This window comes from Zhihengliuella sp., from assembly GCF_031178195.1.
Taxonomy (GTDB): Bacteria; Actinomycetota; Actinomycetes; order Actinomycetales; family Micrococcaceae; genus Zhihengliuella.
Map to the genome: position 1 here is coordinate 95,092 of NZ_JAPSJL010000009.1, position 22,515 is coordinate 117,606.

At 71.2% G+C, this 22,515-nt stretch carries 18 protein-coding genes and 1 tRNA gene; 14 read left to right on the plus strand and 5 right to left on the minus strand.

Features of this window, described 5'->3' with window-relative positions:
- Nucleotides 1-95: 95 nt before the first annotated feature.
- Both RIN46_RS12535 and RIN46_RS12540 read right to left on the minus strand, forming a co-directional pair.
- On the minus strand, nt 96-911 hold the full coding sequence (locus tag RIN46_RS12535; protein ID WP_309082067.1) for an alpha/beta fold hydrolase: 816 nt from the start codon (nt 909-911) through the stop codon (nt 96-98).
- The gene (locus RIN46_RS12540) at nt 908-1,573 is read right to left on the minus strand and encodes an alpha/beta hydrolase (protein ID WP_309082068.1); all 666 of its coding nucleotides are present in this window, start codon (nt 1,571-1,573) and stop codon (nt 908-910) included. The genes RIN46_RS12535 and RIN46_RS12540 overlap by 4 nt, the downstream gene beginning before the upstream one ends.
- Before the next feature lie 573 nt (nt 1,574-2,146).
- Between RIN46_RS12540 and RIN46_RS12545 the strand changes: the two genes are divergently transcribed.
- The 5 genes from RIN46_RS12545 (at nt 2,147) to RIN46_RS12565 (ending at nt 7,521) form a co-directional block, all read left to right on the plus strand.
- Nucleotides 2,147-3,493, plus strand: a complete 1,347-nt coding sequence (locus RIN46_RS12545; protein WP_309082069.1) for a hemolysin family protein — start codon at nt 2,147-2,149, stop codon at nt 3,491-3,493.
- Nucleotides 3,490-4,578 carry a hemolysin family protein gene (locus RIN46_RS12550; RefSeq protein ID WP_309082070.1) on the plus strand — a complete coding sequence of 363 codons (1,089 nt, stop codon included), beginning with the start codon at nt 3,490-3,492 and terminating at the stop codon, nt 4,576-4,578. The genes RIN46_RS12545 and RIN46_RS12550 overlap by 4 nt, the downstream gene beginning before the upstream one ends.
- A gap of 156 nt (nt 4,579-4,734) precedes the next feature.
- Nucleotides 4,735-5,778 carry a metal ABC transporter solute-binding protein, Zn/Mn family gene (locus tag RIN46_RS12555; protein WP_309082071.1) on the plus strand — a complete coding sequence of 348 codons (1,044 nt, stop codon included), beginning with the start codon at nt 4,735-4,737 and terminating at the stop codon, nt 5,776-5,778.
- 64 nt (nt 5,779-5,842) lie between these two features.
- Entirely contained in the window at nt 5,843-6,661 is an 819-nt protein-coding gene (locus RIN46_RS12560; RefSeq protein WP_309082072.1) for a metal ABC transporter ATP-binding protein, read from the plus strand.
- Nucleotides 6,658-7,521, plus strand: a complete 864-nt coding sequence (locus tag RIN46_RS12565; protein ID WP_309082073.1) for a metal ABC transporter permease — start codon at nt 6,658-6,660, stop codon at nt 7,519-7,521. Before RIN46_RS12560 ends, RIN46_RS12565 begins: the two co-directional genes overlap by 4 nt.
- Before the next feature lie 92 nt (nt 7,522-7,613).
- Here the strand turns inward: RIN46_RS12565 and RIN46_RS12570 are convergent, their stop codons facing one another.
- Entirely contained in the window at nt 7,614-8,117 is a 504-nt protein-coding gene (locus tag RIN46_RS12570; RefSeq protein ID WP_309082074.1) for a Fur family transcriptional regulator, read from the minus strand.
- Between the two features lie 114 nt (nt 8,118-8,231).
- Between RIN46_RS12570 and RIN46_RS12575 the strand changes: the two genes are divergently transcribed.
- On the plus strand, nt 8,232-8,930 hold the full coding sequence (locus RIN46_RS12575; protein WP_309082075.1) for an MBL fold metallo-hydrolase: 699 nt from the start codon (nt 8,232-8,234) through the stop codon (nt 8,928-8,930).
- The gene (locus tag RIN46_RS12580; RefSeq protein WP_309082076.1) at nt 8,927-9,355 is read left to right on the plus strand and encodes an HIT family protein; all 429 of its coding nucleotides are present in this window, start codon (nt 8,927-8,929) and stop codon (nt 9,353-9,355) included. The genes RIN46_RS12575 and RIN46_RS12580 overlap by 4 nt, the downstream gene beginning before the upstream one ends.
- A gap of 36 nt (nt 9,356-9,391) precedes the next feature.
- Here RIN46_RS12580 and hrpA read toward each other — a convergent pair whose 3' ends face one another.
- Complete coding sequence (hrpA, locus tag RIN46_RS12585; protein WP_309082077.1) at nt 9,392-13,429, minus strand: ATP-dependent RNA helicase HrpA; 4,038 nt, start codon at nt 13,427-13,429, stop codon at nt 9,392-9,394.
- Between the two features lie 381 nt (nt 13,430-13,810).
- On the opposite strand from hrpA, the gene RIN46_RS12590 reads away from it, so the two are divergent.
- From RIN46_RS12590 to RIN46_RS12600, 3 genes are all read left to right on the plus strand, one after another.
- Complete coding sequence (locus RIN46_RS12590) at nt 13,811-14,818, plus strand: ABC transporter substrate-binding protein (protein WP_309082078.1); 1,008 nt, start codon at nt 13,811-13,813, stop codon at nt 14,816-14,818.
- A gap of 141 nt (nt 14,819-14,959) precedes the next feature.
- Nucleotides 14,960-15,904 (plus strand): ABC transporter permease, encoded by a 945-nt coding sequence (locus RIN46_RS12595; RefSeq protein ID WP_309082079.1) that lies wholly within the window; start codon nt 14,960-14,962, stop codon nt 15,902-15,904.
- Nucleotides 15,897-16,688, plus strand: coding sequence for an ABC transporter ATP-binding protein (locus RIN46_RS12600; RefSeq protein ID WP_309082080.1), 792 nt, complete (start codon nt 15,897-15,899; stop codon nt 16,686-16,688). Before RIN46_RS12595 ends, RIN46_RS12600 begins: the two co-directional genes overlap by 8 nt.
- Before the next feature lie 113 nt (nt 16,689-16,801).
- Here the strand turns inward: RIN46_RS12600 and RIN46_RS12605 are convergent.
- Nucleotides 16,802-16,874: transfer RNA gene (locus tag RIN46_RS12605), tRNA-Arg, on the minus strand.
- Nucleotides 16,875-17,037: 163 nt separating this feature from the next.
- Between RIN46_RS12605 and argS the strand changes: the two genes are divergently transcribed.
- The 4 genes from argS to thrC are packed head-to-tail and all read left to right on the plus strand — an operon-like array spanning nt 17,038 to nt 22,513.
- Nucleotides 17,038-18,678, plus strand: a complete 1,641-nt coding sequence (argS, locus tag RIN46_RS12610; protein ID WP_309082081.1) for an arginine--tRNA ligase — start codon at nt 17,038-17,040, stop codon at nt 18,676-18,678.
- 3 nt (nt 18,679-18,681) lie between these two features.
- Entirely contained in the window at nt 18,682-20,094 is a 1,413-nt protein-coding gene (gene lysA, locus RIN46_RS12615; protein WP_309082082.1) for a diaminopimelate decarboxylase, read from the plus strand.
- 10 nt (nt 20,095-20,104) lie between these two features.
- Complete coding sequence (locus RIN46_RS12620; RefSeq protein WP_309082083.1) at nt 20,105-21,409, plus strand: homoserine dehydrogenase; 1,305 nt, start codon at nt 20,105-20,107, stop codon at nt 21,407-21,409.
- Nucleotides 21,410-22,513: a threonine synthase gene (gene thrC, locus RIN46_RS12625; protein ID WP_309082084.1), complete on the plus strand. Its 1,104-nt coding sequence runs from the start codon at nt 21,410-21,412 to the stop codon at nt 22,511-22,513.
- Nucleotides 22,514-22,515 lie beyond the last annotated feature (2 nt).

Consider the following 22,515-nt stretch of genomic DNA (forward strand, 5'->3'; position numbering starts at 1 on the left):
CAATCGCGGCGCCGTTGCGAATCCCCCAGGGGACGATCGGCCGGAGGCGTTTCCCCCTGCGACGAGCGGTCCCGCGGCACTCGCTGCCCGGCTTGTCAGGCGCGCTCGGCCGGCTCCGAGGGGCCTGCCCCGTCGTCGTGCTCCGGCGTGTCGCGCGGCGGGCGGTCCGAAGGCGAGGGGTAGGGCGAGGGGGAGGGGGAGAGTGCCTCGTCGAGGGCGGCCAGTAGCCGGGCCTCCCCGATGACGCGGAAGTGCCCCATGGACTCGAGCTCGATGTTCACCGCGCCGGGAAGCCGGCTGCCGCCGGGGATGTGCGGGTCGAAGCTGCTGTAGACGCTGGTGATGCGCTGGTTGACGTGCAGGTTCTCCCGCAGCTGGCGCAGCGTGGCGTTCCGGGGCGAGAAGGCCCGGATGCTCGGCGCGAGGAAGAAGTCCGCGTACACCGACCCGGAGAAGGGGGAGTTCACGGCGACGAGCCGGGCCACCCGGTCGCCGGCCCCCGGCATCGTCATGAGGTACTTGCCGATCAGCCCGCCCTTGCTGTGCGCGACGAGGACCACGTCCCGGAGCTCCTGCTCCTCCAGGTAGTCCTTCACGAGCGCGGCCATCGCGGGAACGGTGCCGCGGTTGTAGCCGAGCTTGGAGACGACGTGCACCGGGTGCCCTGCCCGGTGGAGGTGCTCGGCGACGGGGTGCATGAACTGCCAGTTCTCGTAGATCCCCGGCAGGAGGACCACGGGTGGCTTCGAGGATCCCTCCGGGCGCCGCGCGTAGGCCGCGGCCTCGCGCCGGAACAGGAAGCCATGCACCTGCCAGTAGCCGACGTACGCGTAGTCCAGGGCCCAGGCCCACCCGAGCCGGACGCGTCTGCGGAGCCATCGCAGGGGCCCGCGGCCGGCGCGGCCCCTCACAAGGCCTCCGGCAGGCAGATCCGGGCGACGGCCCCCGGGCTCCCGTGCATCGCCACATGTGCCTCGCCGGGGATCTCCGCCACCTGCGCGGCCGGGCTGGACAGCCGCAGCCGCTCCAGCCACGCCAGCGGTGCGATCGGGTCCCGCTCGCCACGGATCAGGCGCACCGGGCCGTGCACCCGCTCCAGGGTCTCCTCGAGGCGATGCGCAAGCATCGGCCGGAGCGTGCGGAAGTACCAGACGGGGCCGGCGCGGAAGTAGTCGGAGAGCACGACGGCGTTGGCCGCTGCGGACTCGTGCAGCATGTCCTGGGCCAGCCGGAGTCCCTGGCGCAGCGCCGTGCGCTCCCGATCGTTCGTGGTGGGGCCCAGCAGCACCAGCGACCGGGCCAGCCCGGGGTGCCGGGCGGCGGCCTCGGCCGCGACCTGGCAGCCCATGGACTGCCCGACGAGGACGACGTCGGAGATGCCGGCCCGGCGCAGGGCCTCGGCGGCGGCGTCGGCGAACTCGGGGATGGCGAGGGTCCGGCCCGGCTTCGGCATGGAGCCGAAACCGGGGAGCTCGATCGCGTGCACCGCGGTCCGCTCGGCGAGCACGGCCGCCAGCGGTTCGAAGTACCGCGGCGAGACGCCGATCCCGTGGATCAGGACTACGGGCGGCACCGATCCGCGGCGGGTGCCCGCGGAGACGAGACCGACCAGGAGGTCGCCGACGGCGACGCGAGTCCTGCGGTCCCAGGGCCCTCGCGGCGACCTCCGCCATCGTGAGTACGCTCTCGGCAAAGTCGTCATGCTCCAGACTAGGCTCCCCGGGCCGGCTCCGCAGGGCCAGGCCGGCGCGTGGCTCGCGCGGCGCCGCAGCCCGGGCGGGCTCCGCGGGCCCGCCGGCAGGGTCTGCGGGCCGGGCACGACCGGACCGGCCGTGTCATGGACGTCTGCGGGGTGCCCGGGTCTGCCTCTAGACTGGAGGCCTTATGGACAGTCACTCTCTTGGCCGGCCCGTCGCTACCGTAAAGGGTGCGCGAAGTGCCGGCATCGCCCCAGTCTCTGTTTCTCACCACCCCGCCTCCCCTCGACCCGACGCCGATGCCGCGACCGGTCGCCCGGTCCCGTCGTCGGACGCGGAGGCTGCGGCACCCTCCAGCGGTGCGCAGGACCCCGCCGGGGACGCGTCCGGCTCGGAGCCCTCCCAACGGGTCCAGCCCGCATCCGCCGGCCCTCGGGGGGAGTGCTGAGATGGAATTCCTCTACCTCGGCTTCGGCCTGCTGCTGATCCTGGGCACCGGCTTCTTCGTCGCCGTCGAGTTCTCGCTCGTGGCGCTGGACCAGGGCAGCGTGCGCGCTGCAGTGAACGCCGGCGACACGAAGGCCGAGCCGCTCCTGCGCTGCCTCCGGTCGCTCTCGACCCAGCTCTCCGCCTGCCAGCTCGGCATCACCGTCACCACACTGCTCACCGGCTACGTCATGGAGCCGTCGGTCGGGCGCCTGCTGACCCCGGTCCTCGAGGGATGGGGTCTCGGCGCGGCCGCGGCCCCCGCATCGCTCGTCGTGGCCATGGTGCTCGCGACGCTGCTGTCGATGCTCATCGGCGAACTCGTCCCCAAGAACCTGGCGATCGCCAAGGCCTTCCCGCTGGGCCGGGCGCTCGCCCGGCCGCAGCTGATGTTCACCGCCGTGTTCCGCCCGGCGATCGTGGTGCTCAACGGGTTCTCCAACCGCGTCCTGCACCGCTTCGGGCTGGAGGCCAAGGAAGAGCTCTCCAGTGCCCGCAGTCCGCAGGAGCTCGCGTCCCTGGTGCGGCGCTCGGCCGACCTCGGCACCCTCGACCGGGACACCGCGAACTTCCTGTCGCGCTCGCTGCGCTTCTCCGAGCGGACCGCCGCCGACGTCATGACGCCGCGGCCGCGGATGGAGGCCGTGCGCGCGGAGGCGCCGCTGGCGGACGTCATCGGCCTCGCCCGCCGCACCGGCTACTCCCGCTTCCCGGTCATCGGCGACTCGGCGGACGACATCCTCGGCGTCACCCATGTCAAGAAGGCCGTGTCCGTCCCGCGTGAGAAGCGGCCCGGCCTGGTCGCCGCCAACATCATGTCCGACATCATCTCCGTCCCCGAGACGGTGCACCTGGACTCGCTCCTCTCCGACCTGCGGGAGGCCAACCTGCAGGTCGCCGTCGTTCTGGACGAGTACGGGGGCACCGCGGGCATCGTCACGCTCGAGGACCTCGTCGAGGAGATCGTGGGCGACGTCGCCGACGAGCACGACCGGACGCTGCCTGGCGTGCTGCAGGCCGCCGGCGGGGACTGGTACTTCCCGGGTCTGCTCCGGCCCGACGAGGTCGGCGAGCAGATCAAGGGCCTGACGATCCCGGACGATGCCGCGTACGACACGGTCGGCGGGTTCATCATGGACCAGCTGGGGCGGATCCCCGCCGTCGGGGACTCGATCGACTGCGACCACGGCACGCTCGAGGTCGTCCGCATGGACGGCCGCCGGGTGGACCGGGTGCGGTTCGTGCCCGCCCGGGACGACGACGCAGGCCACGACGGCGAACGCGCCGACGACGAGAGGAGCACCCGATGAGCGACTGGATGGGCATCTTCTGGCTCGTCGTTCTGCTGATCGGCAACGCGTTCTTCGTCGGCGCGGAGTTCGCCGTGATGTCGGCGCGCCGCAGCCAGGTCGAGCCGCTCGCGGAGTCCGGCAACGCGCGGGCCAGGACCGCGCTCTACGCGATGGAGCACGTCTCGCTCATGCTGGCCGTCTGCCAGCTGGGCATCACCGTCTGCTCCCTCCTCATCCTCAACGTCGCAGAGCCGGCCATCCACCACCTGGTGGCCGGCCCGCTGGAGGCCGTCGGCGTCCCGTACGGGATCGCCGGGCCGGCCGGATTCGTCGTCGCGCTGCTGCTGGTGACGTTCCTGCACGTGACCTTCGGCGAGATGGTGCCGAAGAACATCGCCGTCTCGGTCGCCGACCGAGCCGTGGTGCTGCTGGCAACGCCGTTGGTGGCGATGTCGAAGGTCTCCTACCCTGTGGTCGCCCTGCTCAACTGGCTGGCCAACGGCCTGCTGCGGCTGATGCGCGTGGAGCCCAAGGACGAGGTCACGTCGACGTTCACCCTGGAGGAGGTGCACAGCATCGTCGCCGAGTCGACCCGGGAGGGCCTCGTCGACGACGAGTCCGGGGTGATCTCCGGCGCCCTCGAGTTCTCCGAGCACGTCGCCGGAGGACTGATGGTCCCGCTCCACGAGGTGGTCACCCTGCCGGGCACGACGACGCCCACGGAGTTCGAGCGCGCCGTCGGCCGCACGGGGTTCTCGCGCTTCGTCATGGAGGACGACGACGGCGATCTGGCCGGCTACCTCCACCTCAAGGACGTCATGAGCATCCCGCCGCACCGCTCCGACGACCCCATCCCGGTCACGCGCCTGCGCTCGCTGGCCAACATCGGGTACGACGCCGAGGTGGAGGACGCGCTGTCCGTCATGCAGCGCACGGGCTCCCACCTGGCCCGCGTGATCGCTGCCGACGGAGAGACGCGCGGCATCCTCTTCCTCGAGGACGTGATCGAGGTGCTGGTCGGCGAGATCCGCGATGCCACCCAGTCCCGCGGGGCCCGGCGCCGGGGCGGCTCGGCCCACGGGACCAGCGCCGCGACGCCATAGCCAACGGCTAAATGAAAATCATTCGCATTTGATGTAGGGTGGGGGCGTCCGGCCGGAGGCTCCCACCCCGCCGGGACGACCCCGATGCTCAGAACCGCGGCTGCCGGAGCCGGTCCATCCGCTCCGGCGCCCTCGATGCGAAAGGCAGGACGCCCCGTGCGCCGTCGACCTCTTCCCCTCCTCGCTGTCGGCCTGACGGCCGGGACGCTCGTCCTCGCCGGCTGCTCGACCGGTGCCGCCTCCGGCGGCGGTGACGAGGGCGGCGCCGGCGGCATCACGGTGGTGGCCTCCACGAGCGTCTACGGCGACATCGCCGAGAAGATCGGCGGCGACGGAGTCAGCGTCGAGTCGATCGTCGATTCGGTGGCCCAGGACCCGCACTCCTACGAGGCGACCGTCCAGGACAAGCTGGCGGTCTCGAAGGCCGACGTCGTCATCGCCAACGGCGGCGGATACGACGCCTTCATGGAGCAGCTCCTGGCCGATACCGAGGTGGATCCCGCGCGGATCGTGACCGTCTCCGAGCTCGCGGAGGCCGCGCATGCTGAGGGCGACGCCGCGCCGGGGGAGAACACGGGAGGCACCGCCTCGCCGGAGGCCTCCCACGAGGGGCACGACGACGCAGCCCACGACGAGGCGGCCCACGACGAGGCCGCCCACGGCCACGAGCACGGAGATGGCAACGAGCACGTCTGGTACGACTTCCACGTCATGCAGGCCGCGGCCGAGGAGGTGGCCGCGGCGCTCGTGGCGGCCGACCCCGGGAACCGTCAGGCCTACGAGGACAACGCCGCCGCCCTGGGAGCGGAACTCGGGGAGCTCGAAACCCGGGTGCAGACGCTCGCCGAGGGCGCGGGGGGCCGCAGCTACGCCATGACGGAGCCGCTGCCGTACTACCTCATGGAGGAGGCGGGCCTCACCGACGCGACCCCGGAGGGTTACAGCGAGACCGTCGAGCACGGCGAGTCCGTGCCGCCGCTGCTCCAGAAGGAGCTGCTGGACGCCCTGGCCGCAGGCGAGATCGCCGTCCTGGCCTACAACCCGCAGAGCGCCAGCCCGCAGACGGAGGCCGTCCGGGCCGCCGCCGAGGAGGCCGGAGTGCCCGTCGTCGACCTGACGGAGACGCTCCCGGACGATCAGGATTATGCTGACTGGATGTCCGCGAACCTCGACGCGCTGGAGGCGGCCCTTGCCGGCTGACCCCTCCACCCCGCCCGACCGTCGCGCCGCACCGGCCGATCCCGGCGCATCTCTCACCCCAGCGGTGAGCCTGCGCGGTGCCACCATGGCGTTCGGCGACCGCGTCCTCTGGCAGGACCTCGACCTCGACGTCGCCCCCGGCGAGTTCGTCGCCGTGCTCGGCCCCAACGGGTCGGGGAAGTCGACCCTGCTGAAGGTCATCCTCGGGTTCAAGGAGCTCTCGGCCGGCGAGGTGCGGATCGACGGCCGCGCCCCGGACCTGCGGGCGCGCAACGTCGGCATCATCCCGCAGCAGAAGACCTTCCCCGAGGACACGCCGCTGCGGGCCCGGGACATGGTCGCCCTCGGCATCGACGGCCACCGCTGGGGACCCCGGTTGCTCGGGCGCAGGAGGCTCAGGGAGCGTGTGGACGCGCTGCTGGAGCAGGTGGGCGCGTCGTCCTACGCGGACCAGCCCGTCGGGATCCTCTCCGGCGGAGAGCAGCAGCGCCTGCGCGCGGCCCAGGCCCTGGCCGACGACCCGAAACTGCTCCTGTGCGACGAGCCGCTGCTCTCGCTGGACCTGCACCACCAGCGCGCCGTCTCGTCCCTGATCCACCACCAGGCCTGCGACCACGGAGCCGCGGTCCTGTTCGTAACCCACGAGATCAACCCCGTCCTGCAGTACGTGGACCGCGTGGTCTACCTCGCCGGCGGCCGGTTCCACATCGGCACCGTCGACGAGGTGATGACCAGCGAGGTGCTCTCCGACCTCTACGACAGCCCCATCGAGGTGTTCCGCACCAACGGCCGCATCGTCGTCGTCGGTGTCCCGGAGACCATGGAGCACCCGCACGGACTGCACGCCGAAGCGATCCACGAGTCGGAAGACGACGCCCGATGAGCCCGAACGACCTCTGGTCGACGATCTTCTCCTTCGAGAACTACGCCGAACTGCTGCCCCTGGTGCAGAACTCGATCATCGCCGGGGCCCTGCTGGGCCTGGTCGGCGGGATGATCGGCGTCTTCGTCATGATGCGGGACATGGCGTTCGCCGTGCACGGCATCGCCGAGCTGAGCTTCGCCGGCGCTGCGTTCGCGCTCCTGATCGGGGCCAACGTGGTGGGCGGGTCGATCGTCGGCGCGGTCCTGGCGTCCCTCGTCCTGGGCCTCATGGGCGCCCGCGCCAAGGACCGGAACTCGATCATCGGCGTCCTGATGCCGTTCGGACTCGGACTCGGCATCCTCTTCCTGGCGCTCTACGAGGGACGCAGTGCCAACAAGTTCGGCCTGCTCACCGGCCAGATCGTCGCGGTTGACACCGTCCAGCTCGGACTCCTCGCCGGCTGCGGCGCGGTGGTGATCGCGGGCCTGCTCCTCATCTGGCGGCCGCTCACCTTCGTCAGTGTCGACCCGGCCATCGCGGCCTCCCGCGGCGTGCCCGCCGGCTGGCTCTCCGTGGTGTTCATGGTCCTGCTGGGCCTGGCGGTGGCGCTGTCCATCCAGATCGTCGGGGCGCTGCTGGTGCTGAGCCTGCTGATTACCCCGGCCGCCGCGGCGCTCGCGGTGTCGGCCCGGCCGGGGCTAACGGTGGCGCTGTCGGTCCTGTTCGCGACCGTGTCCGTGGTCGGCGGCATCATGCTGGCCCTCGCGGGCCGGCTGCCGATCAGCCCGTACGTCACCACGCTCTCGTTCCTGATCTACGCGGTGTGCCGCGTCATCGCCTGGCGGCGGACGCGGGTGCGGCACCGCATCGCCGTCTGAGACGTGCACGACGGCGGTGCGTCGCGGGGCGGTCCGAGCGACCTCGCCGGACGGTCTCCGGGCTGCCGGACGCGTCGCGCCGTCGTGGGGGGCTACCCCCGGGAGCAGTCTGGGCAGAGCCCGAAGATCTCCACGGTGTGGCCGGGGTCGGTGAAGCCGTGCTCGGCGGCGATGCGTGCGGTCCATGCCTCCACGGTCGGGGCCTCGATCTCGACGGCTCGCCCGCACTGCCGGCAGACCAGGTGGTGGTGGTGCCCCGCGACCTCGCAGCGGCGGTAGATCGCCTCGCCCTCGCCGGAGCGGAGGACGTCCACGGCGCCGTCGTCGGCCAGGGACTGCAGGATCCGGTAGACGGTCGCGAGCGAGACCCGGTGGTCGCGGTCGTGGAGCCAGCGGTGCAGGTCCTGGGCGCTGACGAAGTCGTCGAGTTGCTCCAGCGCCCCGGTCACCGCCCGGCGCTGCTTGGTGACGCGGACGGTGCCCTCGCGTCCCTCGGCCGAAGCCGGAGCGGGGGCCGCAGCGGCAGGCGCCGCAGGGGAGGAGGGCGCCGGGACGCCGTCGGCCGTGCTGCGGGTGGGGTCTGGCGTGCCGGACATGCTCGCTCGCTCCTGCTGGTCGCCTTCTTGAGAACCGTTCCAGCCTACCAGCGGGGTCGATCCCGGCCGCCCAGCCGGGGTTGACCGCGCCGTGCCGGTGAATAGGGTGTGGCCATGGAACTCACGCGATTCGGACACTCCTGCGTCCGCCTCGAGCGCGACGGCCGCGCCCTGGTGATCGACCCCGGCACCTTCGCCGACGCCGCCGGCGCTCTGGCCGCGGGGCCCGTCCACGGGGTCCTCGTCACCCACGAGCACCCGGACCATCTGGACCACGACGTCGTCGTGCCGTGGCTCGCCGAGCACCCGGAGGTGCCGTTCCACGCGCCGGGCGTCGTCGTCGACGACGTGCGCTCGCGCCTGTCCGGGCGGTCCGGGCTGCACACGGCCGAGGCGGGGCAGAGGCTCGACGTCGCCGGGTTCGAGGTCCACACCGTCGGCGGGCAGCACGCCGTCATCCACCCGCTCATCCCCTACGTGGCCAATCTGGGCTACGTCGTCGACGGGAGCGTCTACCACCCCGGGGACGCCCTCGTGGTGCCGCCGGTGGAGGTGGACACCCTCCTGGTCCCGCTCCACGCGCCGTGGTCGAAGTCCGCGGAGGTCATCGACTTCGTGATCGCCGTCCGCCCGCGCCGCGCGATCCCGATCCACGACGGCCTCCTCAACGACCGCGGGCGCGAACTCGTCCTCGGCCATGCCGCCCGCCTCAGCGCGCCCTTCGAGGTGGAACTCGTCGATCCCGTGCCCGGTGAGCCCCTGCGGCTCCCGCCCCGCCGGAGAGCGCACGCGTCGGGTACATTCGAGCCATGAGCACAGTCTTCACCAAGATCATCGACGGCGAGATCCCGGGACGCTTCGTCTGGAGCGACGAGAACGTCGTGGGCTTCCTGGACGTGCGGCCGCAGACCACGGGGCACGTGCTGGTGGTCCCGCGCCGCGAAGTGGACCGGTGGACCGAGGCCGAGCCGGAGCTGCTCGGCGAGGTCATGCGCGTCGCGCAGGCCATCGGACACGCCCAGGTGGAGGTCTTCGGCTCCGCGCGGGCCGGGCTGACCGTCATGGGGTTCGAGGTCCCGCACCTGCACGTCCACGTCTGGCCCGTCGACTCGATGGCCGACTACGACTTCGCCCACCCGCAGGGCGCCACCGACGACGCCAGCCTCGACGCGGCGGCCCAGTCGCTGCGCGACGCGCTGCGACGCGCCGGCCATGGGGACGCGGTCCCCGCGGACTGAGCCGCGCCGACGCCTCGTCCGCCCGGGAGGGCGTCCTCAGCGTCCGGCGGGCAGCGCGGCCGCGGCCTCCCGCATCGCCGTCCTGATGCGCTTCTCGGAGACCGTGTGGGCCGTGCCGAGCTCCTGGGCGAAGAAGCTGACGCGCAGCTCCTCGATCATCCACTTCACCCGCGACAGCGCAGCCGGCGTCCGGACCCCGGTGGGCACCCGGTCGAGGGCGGCGTCGTACTCGTCCTCGAGCGCCTGGACGGCGAGCATGTGCTGGTTGTCCCGGGTGACCGCGCCGGCCTCGAGCTTGTCGAGCCGGATCTCGATGGCGCGCAGATAGCGCGGCAGGTGGGCCAGCTGTGCGTAGCCGGTCGCCGCGACGAAGCCCGGGTGCACCAGCTGGTCCAGCTGCGCCCGGATGTCGCTGAGCGCGTGCACGAGGGCCAGCGAGGACGCCTTCTTGATCCGCTGGTTGATCCGCCTCGCCGCCGAGAGGGCCTGCTCAACCACGGCGGTCACCGAGAACACCGTGTCGATCAGCTCGGCCCGCACGTGCTGGAAGAGCGCGTCGAACTCCGCCCGCGTGAACGGCAGGTCCGCCGGCACGAGCTTGTCGATGGCCGTCAGCGCGCAGTCGGCGATGAGCGACTCCACCGAACCGTGCGGGTTCTGCGTGAAGACCAGCTTCTCCTTGTTGTTCAGGTGGTCCAGGACGTAGCGGTTCGGCGACGGGACCTTGAGCATCAGGAGGCGCACGACGCCGGAGCGGTGCGCCGAGAGCTGCTCGTCCTCGTCGCGGAACACGGTCAGCCGGACCGAGTCGCCGTCGTCCACGAGGGCCGGAAAGCCGGTGATCGTCTGGCCCGCGACCTCGGAGCTGATCCGGCGCTCGATGGCGCCGGAACGGCCGAGGTCCTCCGTCCAGTCGGTGAGACCGGACCGCTCCCAGACGACGGCGGCCCCTGCACCGGTGCTCGGACTCGAACCGGAGGGGGGCCTCTGCGTGCCCCGACCGGCGGCGGCTCCGCTCCGGCGCGAGTCCTCGGCGCTGTGCCCGTGGCCGGTCGCCTTCCCGCCGGGGGCGTTCCCGCTGCGCCCGGGCACGGCGGTCGGGGTGGCGGCGTCGGCCAGCTGTTCGCCGCCGGCGCCGAGCGAGGCGGCGAGGGCACGCCGGTTCTCCGCCGCGAGGCGCTCCTGGAGCAGGGCGAGACTCTTGTCCGTGCCGAGGACCCTGCCGCCGTCGCCGATCACCTGGAAGGTGGGCTTCAGGTGCGGCGGGACGGCGTCCCAGTTCCACGAGCCGGGTGGGACGATCTCCCCGCGCAGGCGCCGCAGGGCCAGCTCGAGGGAGGGTTCCAGCTCGTCCGCGGCGGGATCGAAGTCCCGCTCGAGCGCCCCCACGGCCTGGCGGGCGACGTCGGGCGCGGGGACGAAGTTCTTCCGCACCTGCTTCGGCAGCGACTTGATGAGGGCGGTCACGAGTTCGTGCCGCAGGCCGGGGATCTGCCAGCGGAACCGCTCTGGATCGAGCTGGTTCAGGAACAGCACCGGGACGCGGACCGTGACGCCGTCGGTCTCCCTCGCCTCCTGGGTGGGGTCGAACTCGTAGGTCAGCTCGAGCGAGAGGCTCCCGTGCCGCCACTGGCGCGGGTAGGCCTCCAGGTCCACGTCGTCCGCGTCGACGGCGAGCACGGCGTCGGGGTCGAAGTCCAGCAGCGCCGGGTCGTCCCGCCGGGCCTGCTTCCACCAGCGGTCGAAGTGGCGTTCGGAGGTGACCTCCGCACCGAGGCGCTGGTCGTAGAAGTCGAAGAGATCCTCGTCCGAGATCCGCAGGTCGCGGCGGCGCAGACGCGTCTCGAGCTCCTCGACTTCTTGCAGCAGCTTCCGGTTGCGATGGAAGAACTTGTGGTGGGTGCGCCAGTCGCCCTCGACCAGCGCATGGCGGATGAACAGCTCCCGCGCCAGGGGAGCGTCCACGCGGTCGTACTGGATCCGGCGCTGGGCCACGATCGGCACGCCGAACAGGGTGACCTTCTCGTAGCCCATGACGGAACCGTTGCGGCGCGACCAATGGGGCTCGGAGAAGCTGCGCTTGACCAGATCGCCGGCGACCTCCTCCACCCACTCCGGCTTGAAGATCGCGACCGTGCGGGCCCAGAGGCGCGAGGTCTCGACGAGCTCGGCGGCCATCACCCAGTCGTGCTTCTTCTTGAACAGGGCCGAACCCGGGAACACCGCGAAGCGGGTCCCGCGCGCCCCGACGTACTCGCGCTTGCGGTCGTCCCAGAGGCCGATGTGGCTGAGGAGGCCGGAGAGCAGGGAGGTGTGGATCCGCTCCTCGAGTCCCGAGGGATCGACAGGCCCGGGGGCGAGCGTGATGCCCAGCGGCTTGGCGAGCTGGCGCAGCTGGGTGAAGAGGTCCTGCCACTCGCGGACCCGCAGGTAGTTGACGAACTCCTTCTTGCACAGCCGCCGGAAGGCGGAGGAGGAAAGGTCGCGCTGCCGCTCCTGCAGGTATTTCCACAGCAGCAGGAAACTCGTGAAGTCCGACTTCTCGTCACGGAACCGTGCGTGCAGCTCCGCGGCGCGCTGCCGCTGGCCCGTCTCCTCGCTCGGGCGCTCGCGGGGGTCCTGGATGGTCAGCGCGGCCGCGAGGACCATGACCTCCTTCGCGCACCCGCGACGGCCGGCCTCGATGATCATCCGCCCCAGGCGCACATCGAGGGGCAACTGGGCCAGCTGCCGGCCGATCTCCGTGACCCGCGGGCTCTTCCCGGCCGTCACGGCGCCGAGCTCGCGCAGCAGGGTGACGCCGTCGTTCACGGCCTTGGCGTCCGGCGGCTCCACGAACGGGAACTCGGAGACCTCGGCCGGGGAGCGGACCACGCCGATGGCGCTCATCTGCAGGATGACGGCGGCGAGATTGGTGCGCAGGATCTCCGGGTCCGTGAACTCCGGCCGGGACTCGAAGTCCTCCTGGGAGTAGAGGCGGATCGCGATGCCGTCGCTCACGCGGCCGCAGCGGCCGGAGCGCTGGTTGGCGCTGGCCTGGGAGACGCGCTCGATCGGCAGCCGCTGGACCTTGGTCCGGTGCGAGTACCGGGAGATGCGCGCGGTGCCCGTGTCGATCACGTACTTGATGCCGGGAACCGTCAGGGACGTCTCCGCCACGTTGGTGGCGAGGACGATGCGCCGCTGCGGGCCGGTCCGGAAGACCCGGTGCTGCTCGGCGAGCGACAGCCGCGCGAACAGGGGGAGGACCTCGGTCCCGGCGAGGCGCCGGCTGGCCGCGATCCTGGCGCGCAGGGCCTCCGCGGCATCGCGGATCTCCCGCTCGCCGGAGAGGAACACGAGGATGTCGCCGGGCGGCTCCTTCGCGAGCTCGTCGACGGCGTCACAGATCGCGTCCACCGGGTCCCGGTCCTCGTCGCGGGCCGCGGCCTCGTCGTCGAGCTCGTCGGCGTCGTGTGCCTCGGCCGGGTTCAGCGGCCGATAGCGAATCTCCACCGGGAACGTGCGCCCGGAGACCTCGATGATCGGCGCGGGGCGCTCCGGCTCCCCGAAGTGCTGCGCGAAGCGCTCCGGGTCGATGGTCGCCGAGGTGATGACGATCTTCAGGTCCGGGCGCTGGGGGAGGAGACGCTTCAGGTAGCCCAGGAGGAAGTCGATGTTGAGGCTGCGCTCGTGGGCCTCGTCGATGACGATGGCGCTGTAGCGCTTGAGCAGCTTGTCGTGCTTGATCTCCGCCAGCAGGATGCCGTCGGTCATGACCTTCACCCGGGTGCGCTTGGACACCTCGCCCGTGAAGCGGACCTGGAAGCCGATCTCCTCGCCGAGGTCGACGCCGGTCTCCTCGGCCAGGCGTTCGGCGACGGTGCGGGCCGCCAGCCGGCGCGGCTGGGTGTGGCCGATCATGCCGCGCTCGCCGAGTCCGAGTTCGAGGAGCATCTTCGGCAGCTGGGTGGTCTTGCCGGAGCCGGTCTCGCCGGCGACGACCACCACCTGGTGCTCGCGGATGGCCGCCATGATGTCGTCGCGGCGTGCGCTGACCGGCAGTGTCTCGGGATAGGTCAGGGAGATGGCCATGATGCCCGCCAGTCTATCCGCGGGCCCGGTCGCCCGCCCGCCGACGACGTACCGGGCGCGAACCTGTCGCCGCGTGGGCGACCCGACGGGATCCGGAGGCCGTTGGATCGACCCGGGGACGCGAGTCAATCCGGACGGTCGTCCACGGGAGCGGCCGCAACTCCGGCCGCTGGATGGACGATTCGTCGCCGGATTCCCGATACAAGCGCAATTTCGCAGCGCTGGTCCGTCGGAAAGCACCGAACCGTCCAGGGTGGCCGGTCCGGAGAGTAAAAAGTGATGTTTCTCACGGGTAGGATTCTGAGTACTTCGTGGGGGAGTCGAATGGACTGGGCGTTCCCCGTAGATGCGGGTATCCCCGCTGCAACAACAAGGAGCATCATGAAACTCGCAAAGGCAGCACAGGTCGCGGCAGGCATGGCCGCGACGGCGCTCGTCCTCTCCGCCTGCGGCGGATCCGGGAACGGCGGCGACGGCGGGGACGGTGGCGGCGGAGCCGCCGGCGAATCCGTCAAGATCGGGATCAGCCAGATCCAATCCCACCCGTCGCTCGACGCGGTGCGGGAAGGCTTCAAGACCGGCCTCGAGGAAGCCGGCTACACCGATGTGCAGTACGACGAGCAGAACCCGCAGGGCGACCAGGCGACGAACACGGCGATCGCCGGGCAGTTCGCCGCGGACTCGGAGATCGATCTGGTGCTCGGCATCTCGACGCCGTCCGCGCAGGCGCTGACCCAGTCCGTGACGGGGGTGCCGGTCGTCTTCTCGGCCGTGACCGACCCGGTCGAAGCCAGCCTCGTCGAATCGCTGGAGGCCCCCGGCGGCAACGTCACGGGCACCAGCGACAAGAACCCGGTGAAGGAGCAGCTCCAGCTGCTCCAGGAGCTGAGCCCCAAGGCCAAGAAGGTCGGCATCGTCTACTCCTCCGGCGAGGTCAACTCGCAGGTGCAGGTCGACTGGGCCAAGGAGGCCGCGGACGAGCTCGGCCTGACCATCGAGGTGGCCGCCATCTCGGCGTCGTCCGAGGTGCAGCAGGCTGCCGCAGGCCTCGACGTCGACGCGTTCTATGTGCCGACCGACAACGCGGTGGTCTCCGCCCTCGAGGGCCTCCTGCAGGTCGCCCAGGACAAGGGCGTTCCGGTCATTTCCGCGGATGGCTCCTCGGTCGAGCGCGGCGCGACCGCGACGTACGGCATCAACTACGAGAAGCTCGGCGAGCAGACCGGCCGCATGGCCGCCCGCATCCTCGACGGTGAGGCCGATCCGGCCACCACGCCGGTCGAGACCATCGAGGAGGTCGAGCTGTACGTCAACACGACCGCAGCGGAGAAGGTCGGCGTGGAGATCCCGCAGGAGATGCTCGACGAGGCCGCAGAGGTCTACGAGTAGACCTCGTGGCAGGGCACGGCGGCCGGAAGGCCGCCGTCCCGACCTCCAGCACCCTCCCTGCATGCCGTGTGGCCGGTCCCGCGACCGGCCACACGGCATGCCGAAACGCACCTTCCCACCACAAGCCAAAGGGATCCACCCATGATCACAGCGGTTGAGCTGGGTCTGATCTACGCGATCATGGCCCTGGGGGTCTACCTGACCTTCCGCATCCTCGACTTCCCGGACCTGACGGTCGACGGCTCCTTCACCACCGGTGCCGCCACCGCGTCCATCCTCATCGTCAACGGCACCGACCCCTACCTCGCGACGGCCGTGTCCTTCTTCGTCGGCGCGCTCGCCGGCGTCATCACCGGTCTGCTCCACACCAAGGGCAACATCGACGGCCTGCTGGCCGGCATCCTGACCATGATCGCCCTCTACTCCATCAACCTGCGCATCATGGGCAAGGCCAACGTGCCCCTCCTCGGCGAGGACACCGTCCTCTCCCCGCTGCGCGACAACGGCCTGCTCGGCACCTGGCCCTCGGTCGGGCTGCTGTTCGTCGGCTGCCTCGTGGCCGTGGCGATCATCGTCTGGTTCCTCCACACCGACCTCGGCATGGCCATGCGCGCCACCGGCGACAACCCGGAGATGATCCGCTCGCTCGGCGTCAGCACGGACAACCAGAAGATCCTCGGGCTCGCGATCTCCAACGGACTCGTCGCCCTCTCGGGCGCCTTCATCGCCCAGTACCAGGGTTTCGCCGACATCGGCATGGGCATCGGCCTCATCCTCATCGGCCTCGCCTCGGTGATCGTCGGCCAGGCGATCTTCTCGCAGCGGTACATCTGGTTGGCCGCCCTCGCGGTGGTCTTCGGCGCCGTCATCTACCGCGTGGTGATCCAGTTCGCGCTCAACGCCGGCCTGGAGGTCAACGACATGAAGCTGATCTCCGCAATACTCGTGGTGCTCGCCCTCGTGCTGCCGCAGATGAAGGCGTTCGGCGCGCTGGGCCGCCGCCTGCGGATCACCTCCCGCGGCGCCCGGGACACCGACCCGGACCCCGCCGTCGAGCCGGAGCCGAAGGAGGCTCAGAATGCTTGAGATCGCCAACCTGAACAAGACGTTCTTCCCGGGCACCGTCAACGAGCGCCGTGCTCTGCGCGACATCAACCTCACGCTGCAGGAGGGCGAGTTCGTCACCGTCATCGGCTCCAACGGCGCCGGCAAGTCCACGGTCCTGAACATGGCGGCCGGGAAGCTGTTCCCGGACACCGGGACCGTCCGCGTGGACGGCGAGGATGTCACCAAGCTGCCAGACTTCAAGCGGGCCAAATACCTCGGCCGCGTCTTCCAGGACCCCATGGCCGGCACCGCCCCCACGATGACCATCGAGGAGAATCTGGCCCTGGCCCTGGGACGCGGGCAGTTTCGCGGGCTCGGCACGGGAGTGACGAGCAGGAAGCGCGAGCAGTTCGTCGACGAGCTCGAGACGCTCGAGCTCGGACTCGAGAAGCGGCTGAAGACCAAGGTCGGGTTGCTCTCCGGCGGCCAGCGCCAGGCGCTCAGCCTCCTCATGGCCACGCTCACCGGCCCGAAGATCCTCCTGCTCGACGAGCACACGGCCGCGCTGGACCCCCAGCGGGCCGCTCTGGTGACCCGGCTGACCATCGAGGCCGTCGACCGGCACCGGCTGACGACGCTCATGGTCACGCACAACATGGAGCAGGCGCTCAAGGCCGGCAACCGGCTGATCATGATGCACGACGGTCAGATCATCCTGGACCTCGACGCGGAGGCGAAGGCCGCTATGACGGTCCCAGGACTGCTGCACGAGTTCGAGAAGATCAAGGGCGCCCAGCTGGACGACCGGACGATGCTCCAGTAGCACCGGCGGGAGCGCGGGGCGGGCACGGCTGCGGCCCCGCGCCCCCGCCCCGAGGACGACGAAGGCCCCGGAACCACCGATTCACTCGGCGGTTCCGGGGCCTTCTCACACGGTGCCCTCGAAAGGATTCGAACCTTCGACCTTCCGTTCCGGAGACGGACGCTCTATCCCCTGAGCTACGAGGGCCTTCATGCCCCACGCGCTGACTGCCGCAGGACCTAGAAGAGCTTAGCAGGACTCGGCCCGCAAACCCGAAATCGGCCCGACCGCGTCGCCGAGCACCCGGGCCGGTCGCGCCCCGCCGGTCGTCGGTCGGGGAACGGGCGGGCACGACCGCTATCCTTGACGCGTGACTCCAGAACAGCTCTCCCATGCCATTTCCGCTGCCCTCGCCGAATCCGTCGCCGCCGGCGACTTCGCGGTCGAATTACCGGACACGGTGAAGGTGGAGCGACCCAAGAGCAGGGAGCACGGGGACTGGGCGACCAACGTCGCCCTCCAGCTGGGCAAGAAGGCGGGGATGAACCCGCGCGACTTCGCGCAGGTGCTGGCGGCGCGGCTGGAGACCGTCGACGGGATCGCCGGCGCCGAGATCGCGGGCCCCGGCTTCCTGAACATCACGCTCGATGCGGCCTCCGCCGGCGCGCTCGCGCAGAAGATCGTCGAGGCCGGCACCGAGTACGGCACCAACGACGCATTGGCCGGACGCGTGGTGAACCTCGAGTTCGTCTCCGCCAACCCCACCGGCCCGCTGCACATCGGCCACACCCGATGGGCGGCCCTCGGCGACGCGATCGGCCGTGTCCTGCGCGCCTCCGGCGCCGACGTCACCCGCGAGTACTACATCAACGACGCCGGCAACCAGATGAACGTCTTCGCACAGTCGGTCTACAACCGTCTGCACGGCCTGCCCGTGCCCGAGGGCGGCTACCCCGGGGCCTACGTCCAGGAGCTGGCCGAGGCGGTCCGTGCGCGGCGCCCCGGCGTCGAGGAGCTGCCGGAGGCCGAGGCCCTCCCGGTCATCCGCGACCTCGCCTACCGCGCCCAGCTCGAGGACATCAAGGCCACCCTGGCGGACTTCGGCGTCGAGTTCGACGTCTACTTCTCCGAGCAGGAGCTGCACGACGGCGGCGCGGTCGAGCAGGCGGTGGCCCGCCTGCGCGAGCAGGGCCATGTCTTCGACGACGGCGGTGCCGTCTGGCTCCGCACCACCGACTTCGGCGACGACAAGGACCGCGTGCTGCTGCGCGCCAACGGCGAGCCCACGTACTTCGCGGCCGACGCCGCGTACTACCTCTCGAAGAAGGACCGCGGCTTCACCGAGAAGATCTATCTCCTGGGCGCCGACCACCACGGCTACGTCAACCGGCTCAAGGCGATCGCCGCGTGCGCCGGCGACGACCCGCAGGCGAACATCGAGATCCTCATCGGCCAGCTGATCTCCGTCAACGGGGCCAAGCTGTCCAAGCGCGCCGGCAACATCATCGAGCTGCGCGACCTCATCGACTGGCTCGGCGCCGACGCGCTGCGCTACTCGCTGGCCCGCTACCCGGCCGACTCGCCGATCGCGATCGACCCGGAGCTGCTGCAGAAGAAGACGAACGACAATCCGGTCTTCTACGTCCAGTACGCCCATGCGCGTTCCTGCGCCGCGGCCCGCAACGCGGCCGAGAAGGGCGTGGACCGCTCCGCGTTCGATGCCTCGCTGCTCACGCACGAGACCGAGAACGACCTGCTGGCCCTCCTGGCCCAGTACCCGCACCAGGTGGCCCAGTCCGCCGAGTTCCGCGAGCCGCACCGGGTGGCCCGCTACCTCGAGACCCTGGCCGGGGCGTACCACCGCTGGTACGGCGCCTGCCGCGTCGCCCCGCTGGCCGACGAGGAGGCCACCGACCTGAACCGCACGCGCCTGTGGCTCAACGACGCCACCACCCAGGTCCTCGCCAACGGCCTGGCACTGCTCGGCGTCACCGCACCGGAGAGGATGTAGCGCATGCCCGCCTCCGCACTCGCCCCCGCCTGGCTCTCCTACCCGACGGACGCCAACGCGCTCCGCGAGCCCCTCTGGGCCGCCGGCGTCGCCCGGAACGACGACGGCGAGGTCGCCGTCCAGGGGATCCCGGTCTCCGAGCTCGCCCGCGAGTTCGGGACCCCCCTGTTCGTCCTGGACGAGGACGACTTCCGCGCCCGCGCCCGCGCCTTCCGCGACGCGTACGACGAGGCCTTCGCCGATCTCGGCGGCGGGGTCGACGTCTACTACGCCGGCAAGGCCTTCCTCTCCGTCGAGGTGGCCCGCTGGGTCACCGAGGAGGGGCTCCGGCTGGACACCTCCTCCGGCGGGGAGCTCGCCGTCGCCCGCCGCGCCGGGGTGCCCGCGGCGAACCTCGGACTGCACGGGAACAACAAGTCGGTCGCCGAGATCGAGGCCGCCCTGACCATGGGCCTGGGCCGGATCATCGTCGACAGCCTGGACGAGCTGGAGCGGCTCGGCGCGATCGCCGAGCGCCTCGACGTCACCGGCCGGGTGATGCTGCGGCTGACCCCGGGCGTCCACGCCTCCACCCACGAGTACATCGCCACGGCGCACGAGGACCAGAAGTTCGGCCTCTCCATGGTGGACGACGGCGGGGGAGCGCCCGCCGAGCGCGCCGTGGCCGCCGCCCTGGCCCACCCGCACCTCGAGCTGCTGGGCATCCACGCGCACATCGGCTCGCAGATCTTCGACGCGGCCGGCTTCGCCGTGGCGGCGCAGAAGATGCTCGGCTTCCTCGCCCGCGTCCGCGACGAGCACGGCGTCGAGCTGCCCGAGCTGGACCTGGGCGGTGGCTACGGCATCGCCTACACCGAGCAGGACACGCCGCGTCCCCCGGCCGAGCTCGCGGCCGCGATGGCCGGCGTCGTACGCGAGACCCTCGCCGAGCACGGCCTGGCCGCGCCGCGCCTTTCCATCGAGCCGGGCCGGGCGATCGTCGGGCCCGCCGCGTTCACGCTCTACGAGGCCGGCGTGCGCAAGACCGTCCAGGTGGACCACGCGGACGGGACGCTGCCACGCCGCTACGTCTCCGTGGACGGCGGCATGAGCGACAACGCCCGCCCCGTGCTCTACGACGCGGACTACACCGCCGTCCTCGCCTCTCGTGTGACGGACTCTGACGCGATTGTTTCCCGCGTGGTTGGCAAGCACTGCGAATCCGGTGACATAGTCGTCAGGGATGTCTACCTGCCGGAGGACGTCGCTGCCGGCGATCTGCTCGCCGTGCCCGCCACCGGTGCCTACTGCTGGGCTCTGGCCAGCAACTACAACTATCTGGGGCGCCCGGCCGTCGTCGCGGTCCGGGACGGACGCGCGCGCGTCATCATCCGCAGGGAGACCGAAGACGACTTGTTGGCCCGAGACATGGGATAGGTACTGATTGATGACTGTGAAGGTTGCGCTGCTCGGCTGTGGGAACGTGGGATCGCAGGTGGCGCGGATCCTGCTGGAGCAGTCGGACGAGCTCGCCGCCCGCGTGGGCGCGCCGCTCGAACTGACGGGCATCGCGGTCCGCGATCCCGAGGCACCCCGTGAGGGCGACCTGCCGCGGGACCTCCTCACCACGGACGCGCACACCCTGATCGACGGCGCCGACATCGTCATCGAGCTCATGGGCGGCCTGGAGCCGGCCGGCGAGTACATCGAGCGGGCCCTGCGCCGCGGCGCGTCCGTGGTCACCGGCAACAAGGCCCTCCTGGCCGCGCGCCTCCCCGAGCTCACCGAGGCTGCCAACGACGGCGGTGCCCAGCTGCTCTACGAGGCGGCCGTCGCCGGTGCCATCCCAATCCTCCGCCCCATCCGCGAGTCCCTCGCCGGCGACGACATCACCAAGGTGATGGGCATCGTCAACGGCACCACCAACTACATCCTCGACGCGATGGACAGCTCCGGCGCGCAGTTCGACGAGGCGCTGGCTGACGCGCAGCGCCTCGGCTACGCGGAGGCTGACCCCACCGCCGACGTCGAGGGGCACGACGCCGCCGCGAAGGCCGCGCTGCTGGCCTCGCTCGCGTTCCACACCACATTCGCTCTCGAGAACGTCCACTGCGAGGGCATCACCTCGATCAGCGCGGAGGACGTCGCCGCGGCCGAGGACGCCGGCATGGTCATCAAGCTCCTCGCGATCGCCGAGCGCGGCACCGACGCCGGCGGCGGCGAGGGGATCAGCGTGCGCGTGCACCCCACGCTGCTGCCCCGCGAGCACCCGCTGGCCGCCGTGCGCGGTGCGTTCAACGCCGTGTTCGTCGAGGCGGAGAACGCCGGCGAGCTGATGTTCTACGGCCAGGGCGCCGGCGGCGCGCCGACGGCCTCGGCCGTCATGGGCGACGTCGTCTCCGTCGGCCGCACACGCGCCACGCAGGCCGCCGGCGCCTCCGTCGCCGAGCCGCAGCCGCGCCCGTCCCGCCCGCTCGGCATCGAGGACGCCACCACCAGCTACGCCCTGAGTCTGGACGTCTCCGACGAGACGGGCGTGCTGGCCGAGATCGCCGGCATCGTCGCCCGGCACGGCGTCTCGATCGAGACCATGCGCCAGACCGCCTCCGCGGAGGACGGTGCCGGGTCGGCGCGCCTGCGCATCATCACGCACGTCGGCCGCGAGGCCGCCCTGGCCGCCACGGTGGCCGACATCGAACAGCTCCCCGTCGTCAAGGCGGTCTCGTCCGTCGTGCGAGTCGAAGGAAAGTAAATGGCACATCAGTGGCGCGGCGTCGTCCGCGAGTACGCAGACCGCCTCCCGGTCACCGAGCAGACCCGGGTCATCACGCTGGGCGAGGGCGGCACCCCGCTGGTGCACGCCCCCGCGCTCTCGGCGCACACCGGCAACGAGGTCTACCTCAAGGTCGAGGGCATGAACCCGACCGGCTCCTTCAAGGACCGCGGCATGACCATGGCGATCACCGCCGCCGTCAACGCCGGGGCCAAGGCCGTGGTCTGCGCCTCCACCGGGAACACGTCCGCCTCCGCGGCCGCCTATGCGGCGCAGGCCGGTCTGACCTGCGCGGTCCTGGTGCCGGACGGCAAGATCTCCCTGGGCAAGCTGAGCCAGGCGATCGCCCACGGCGCCGAGCTGCTCCAGGTGGACGGCAACTTCGACAACTGCCTCGAGGTCGCCCGCAAGCTCAGCGAGAACTACCCGGTGTTCCTCGTGAACTCCGTGAACCCGGCCCGGATCGAGGGCCAGAAGACGGGTGCGTTCGAGGTCGTCGACATCCTCGGCGACGCACCCGACTACCACCTGCTGCCGGTCGGCAACGCGGGCAACATCACCGCGTACTGGAAGGGCTACAAGGAGTACGCCGCGCCGTACGCGTCGGAGACCGCCGGCGAGCTGCCCGCCGTATCCACCCGGACCCCCGTCCTGTGGGGCTTCCAGGCCGAGGGCGCCTCGCCGATCGTCAAGGGCTATCCGGTGACGGAGCCAGAGACCATCGCGACGGCGATCCGCATCGGCAACCCAGCCTCGTGGGAGCAGGCCGAGGCCGCCCGCGACGAGTCCGGCGGTCTGATCGACTCGGTGACCGACGAGGAGATCCTCGCCGCCCACCGCTGGCTCTCCTCCAAAGAGGGGGTCTTCGTGGAGCCGGCCTCCGCCGCGGGCGTCGCCGGGCTCCTGAAGTACCACGCGGCCGGCGAGGCGCCCGAGGGCAAGACCATCGTCATCACGGTGACCGGCCACGGCCTCAAGGACCCGCAGTGGGCCCTGAAGAACGCCGACGGCGAGGACGTCCAGCCCACCAAGGTGCCGTTCGACGTCGTCTCCGTGGCCGCGGCGCTCGGCCTGGAGGCATAGCG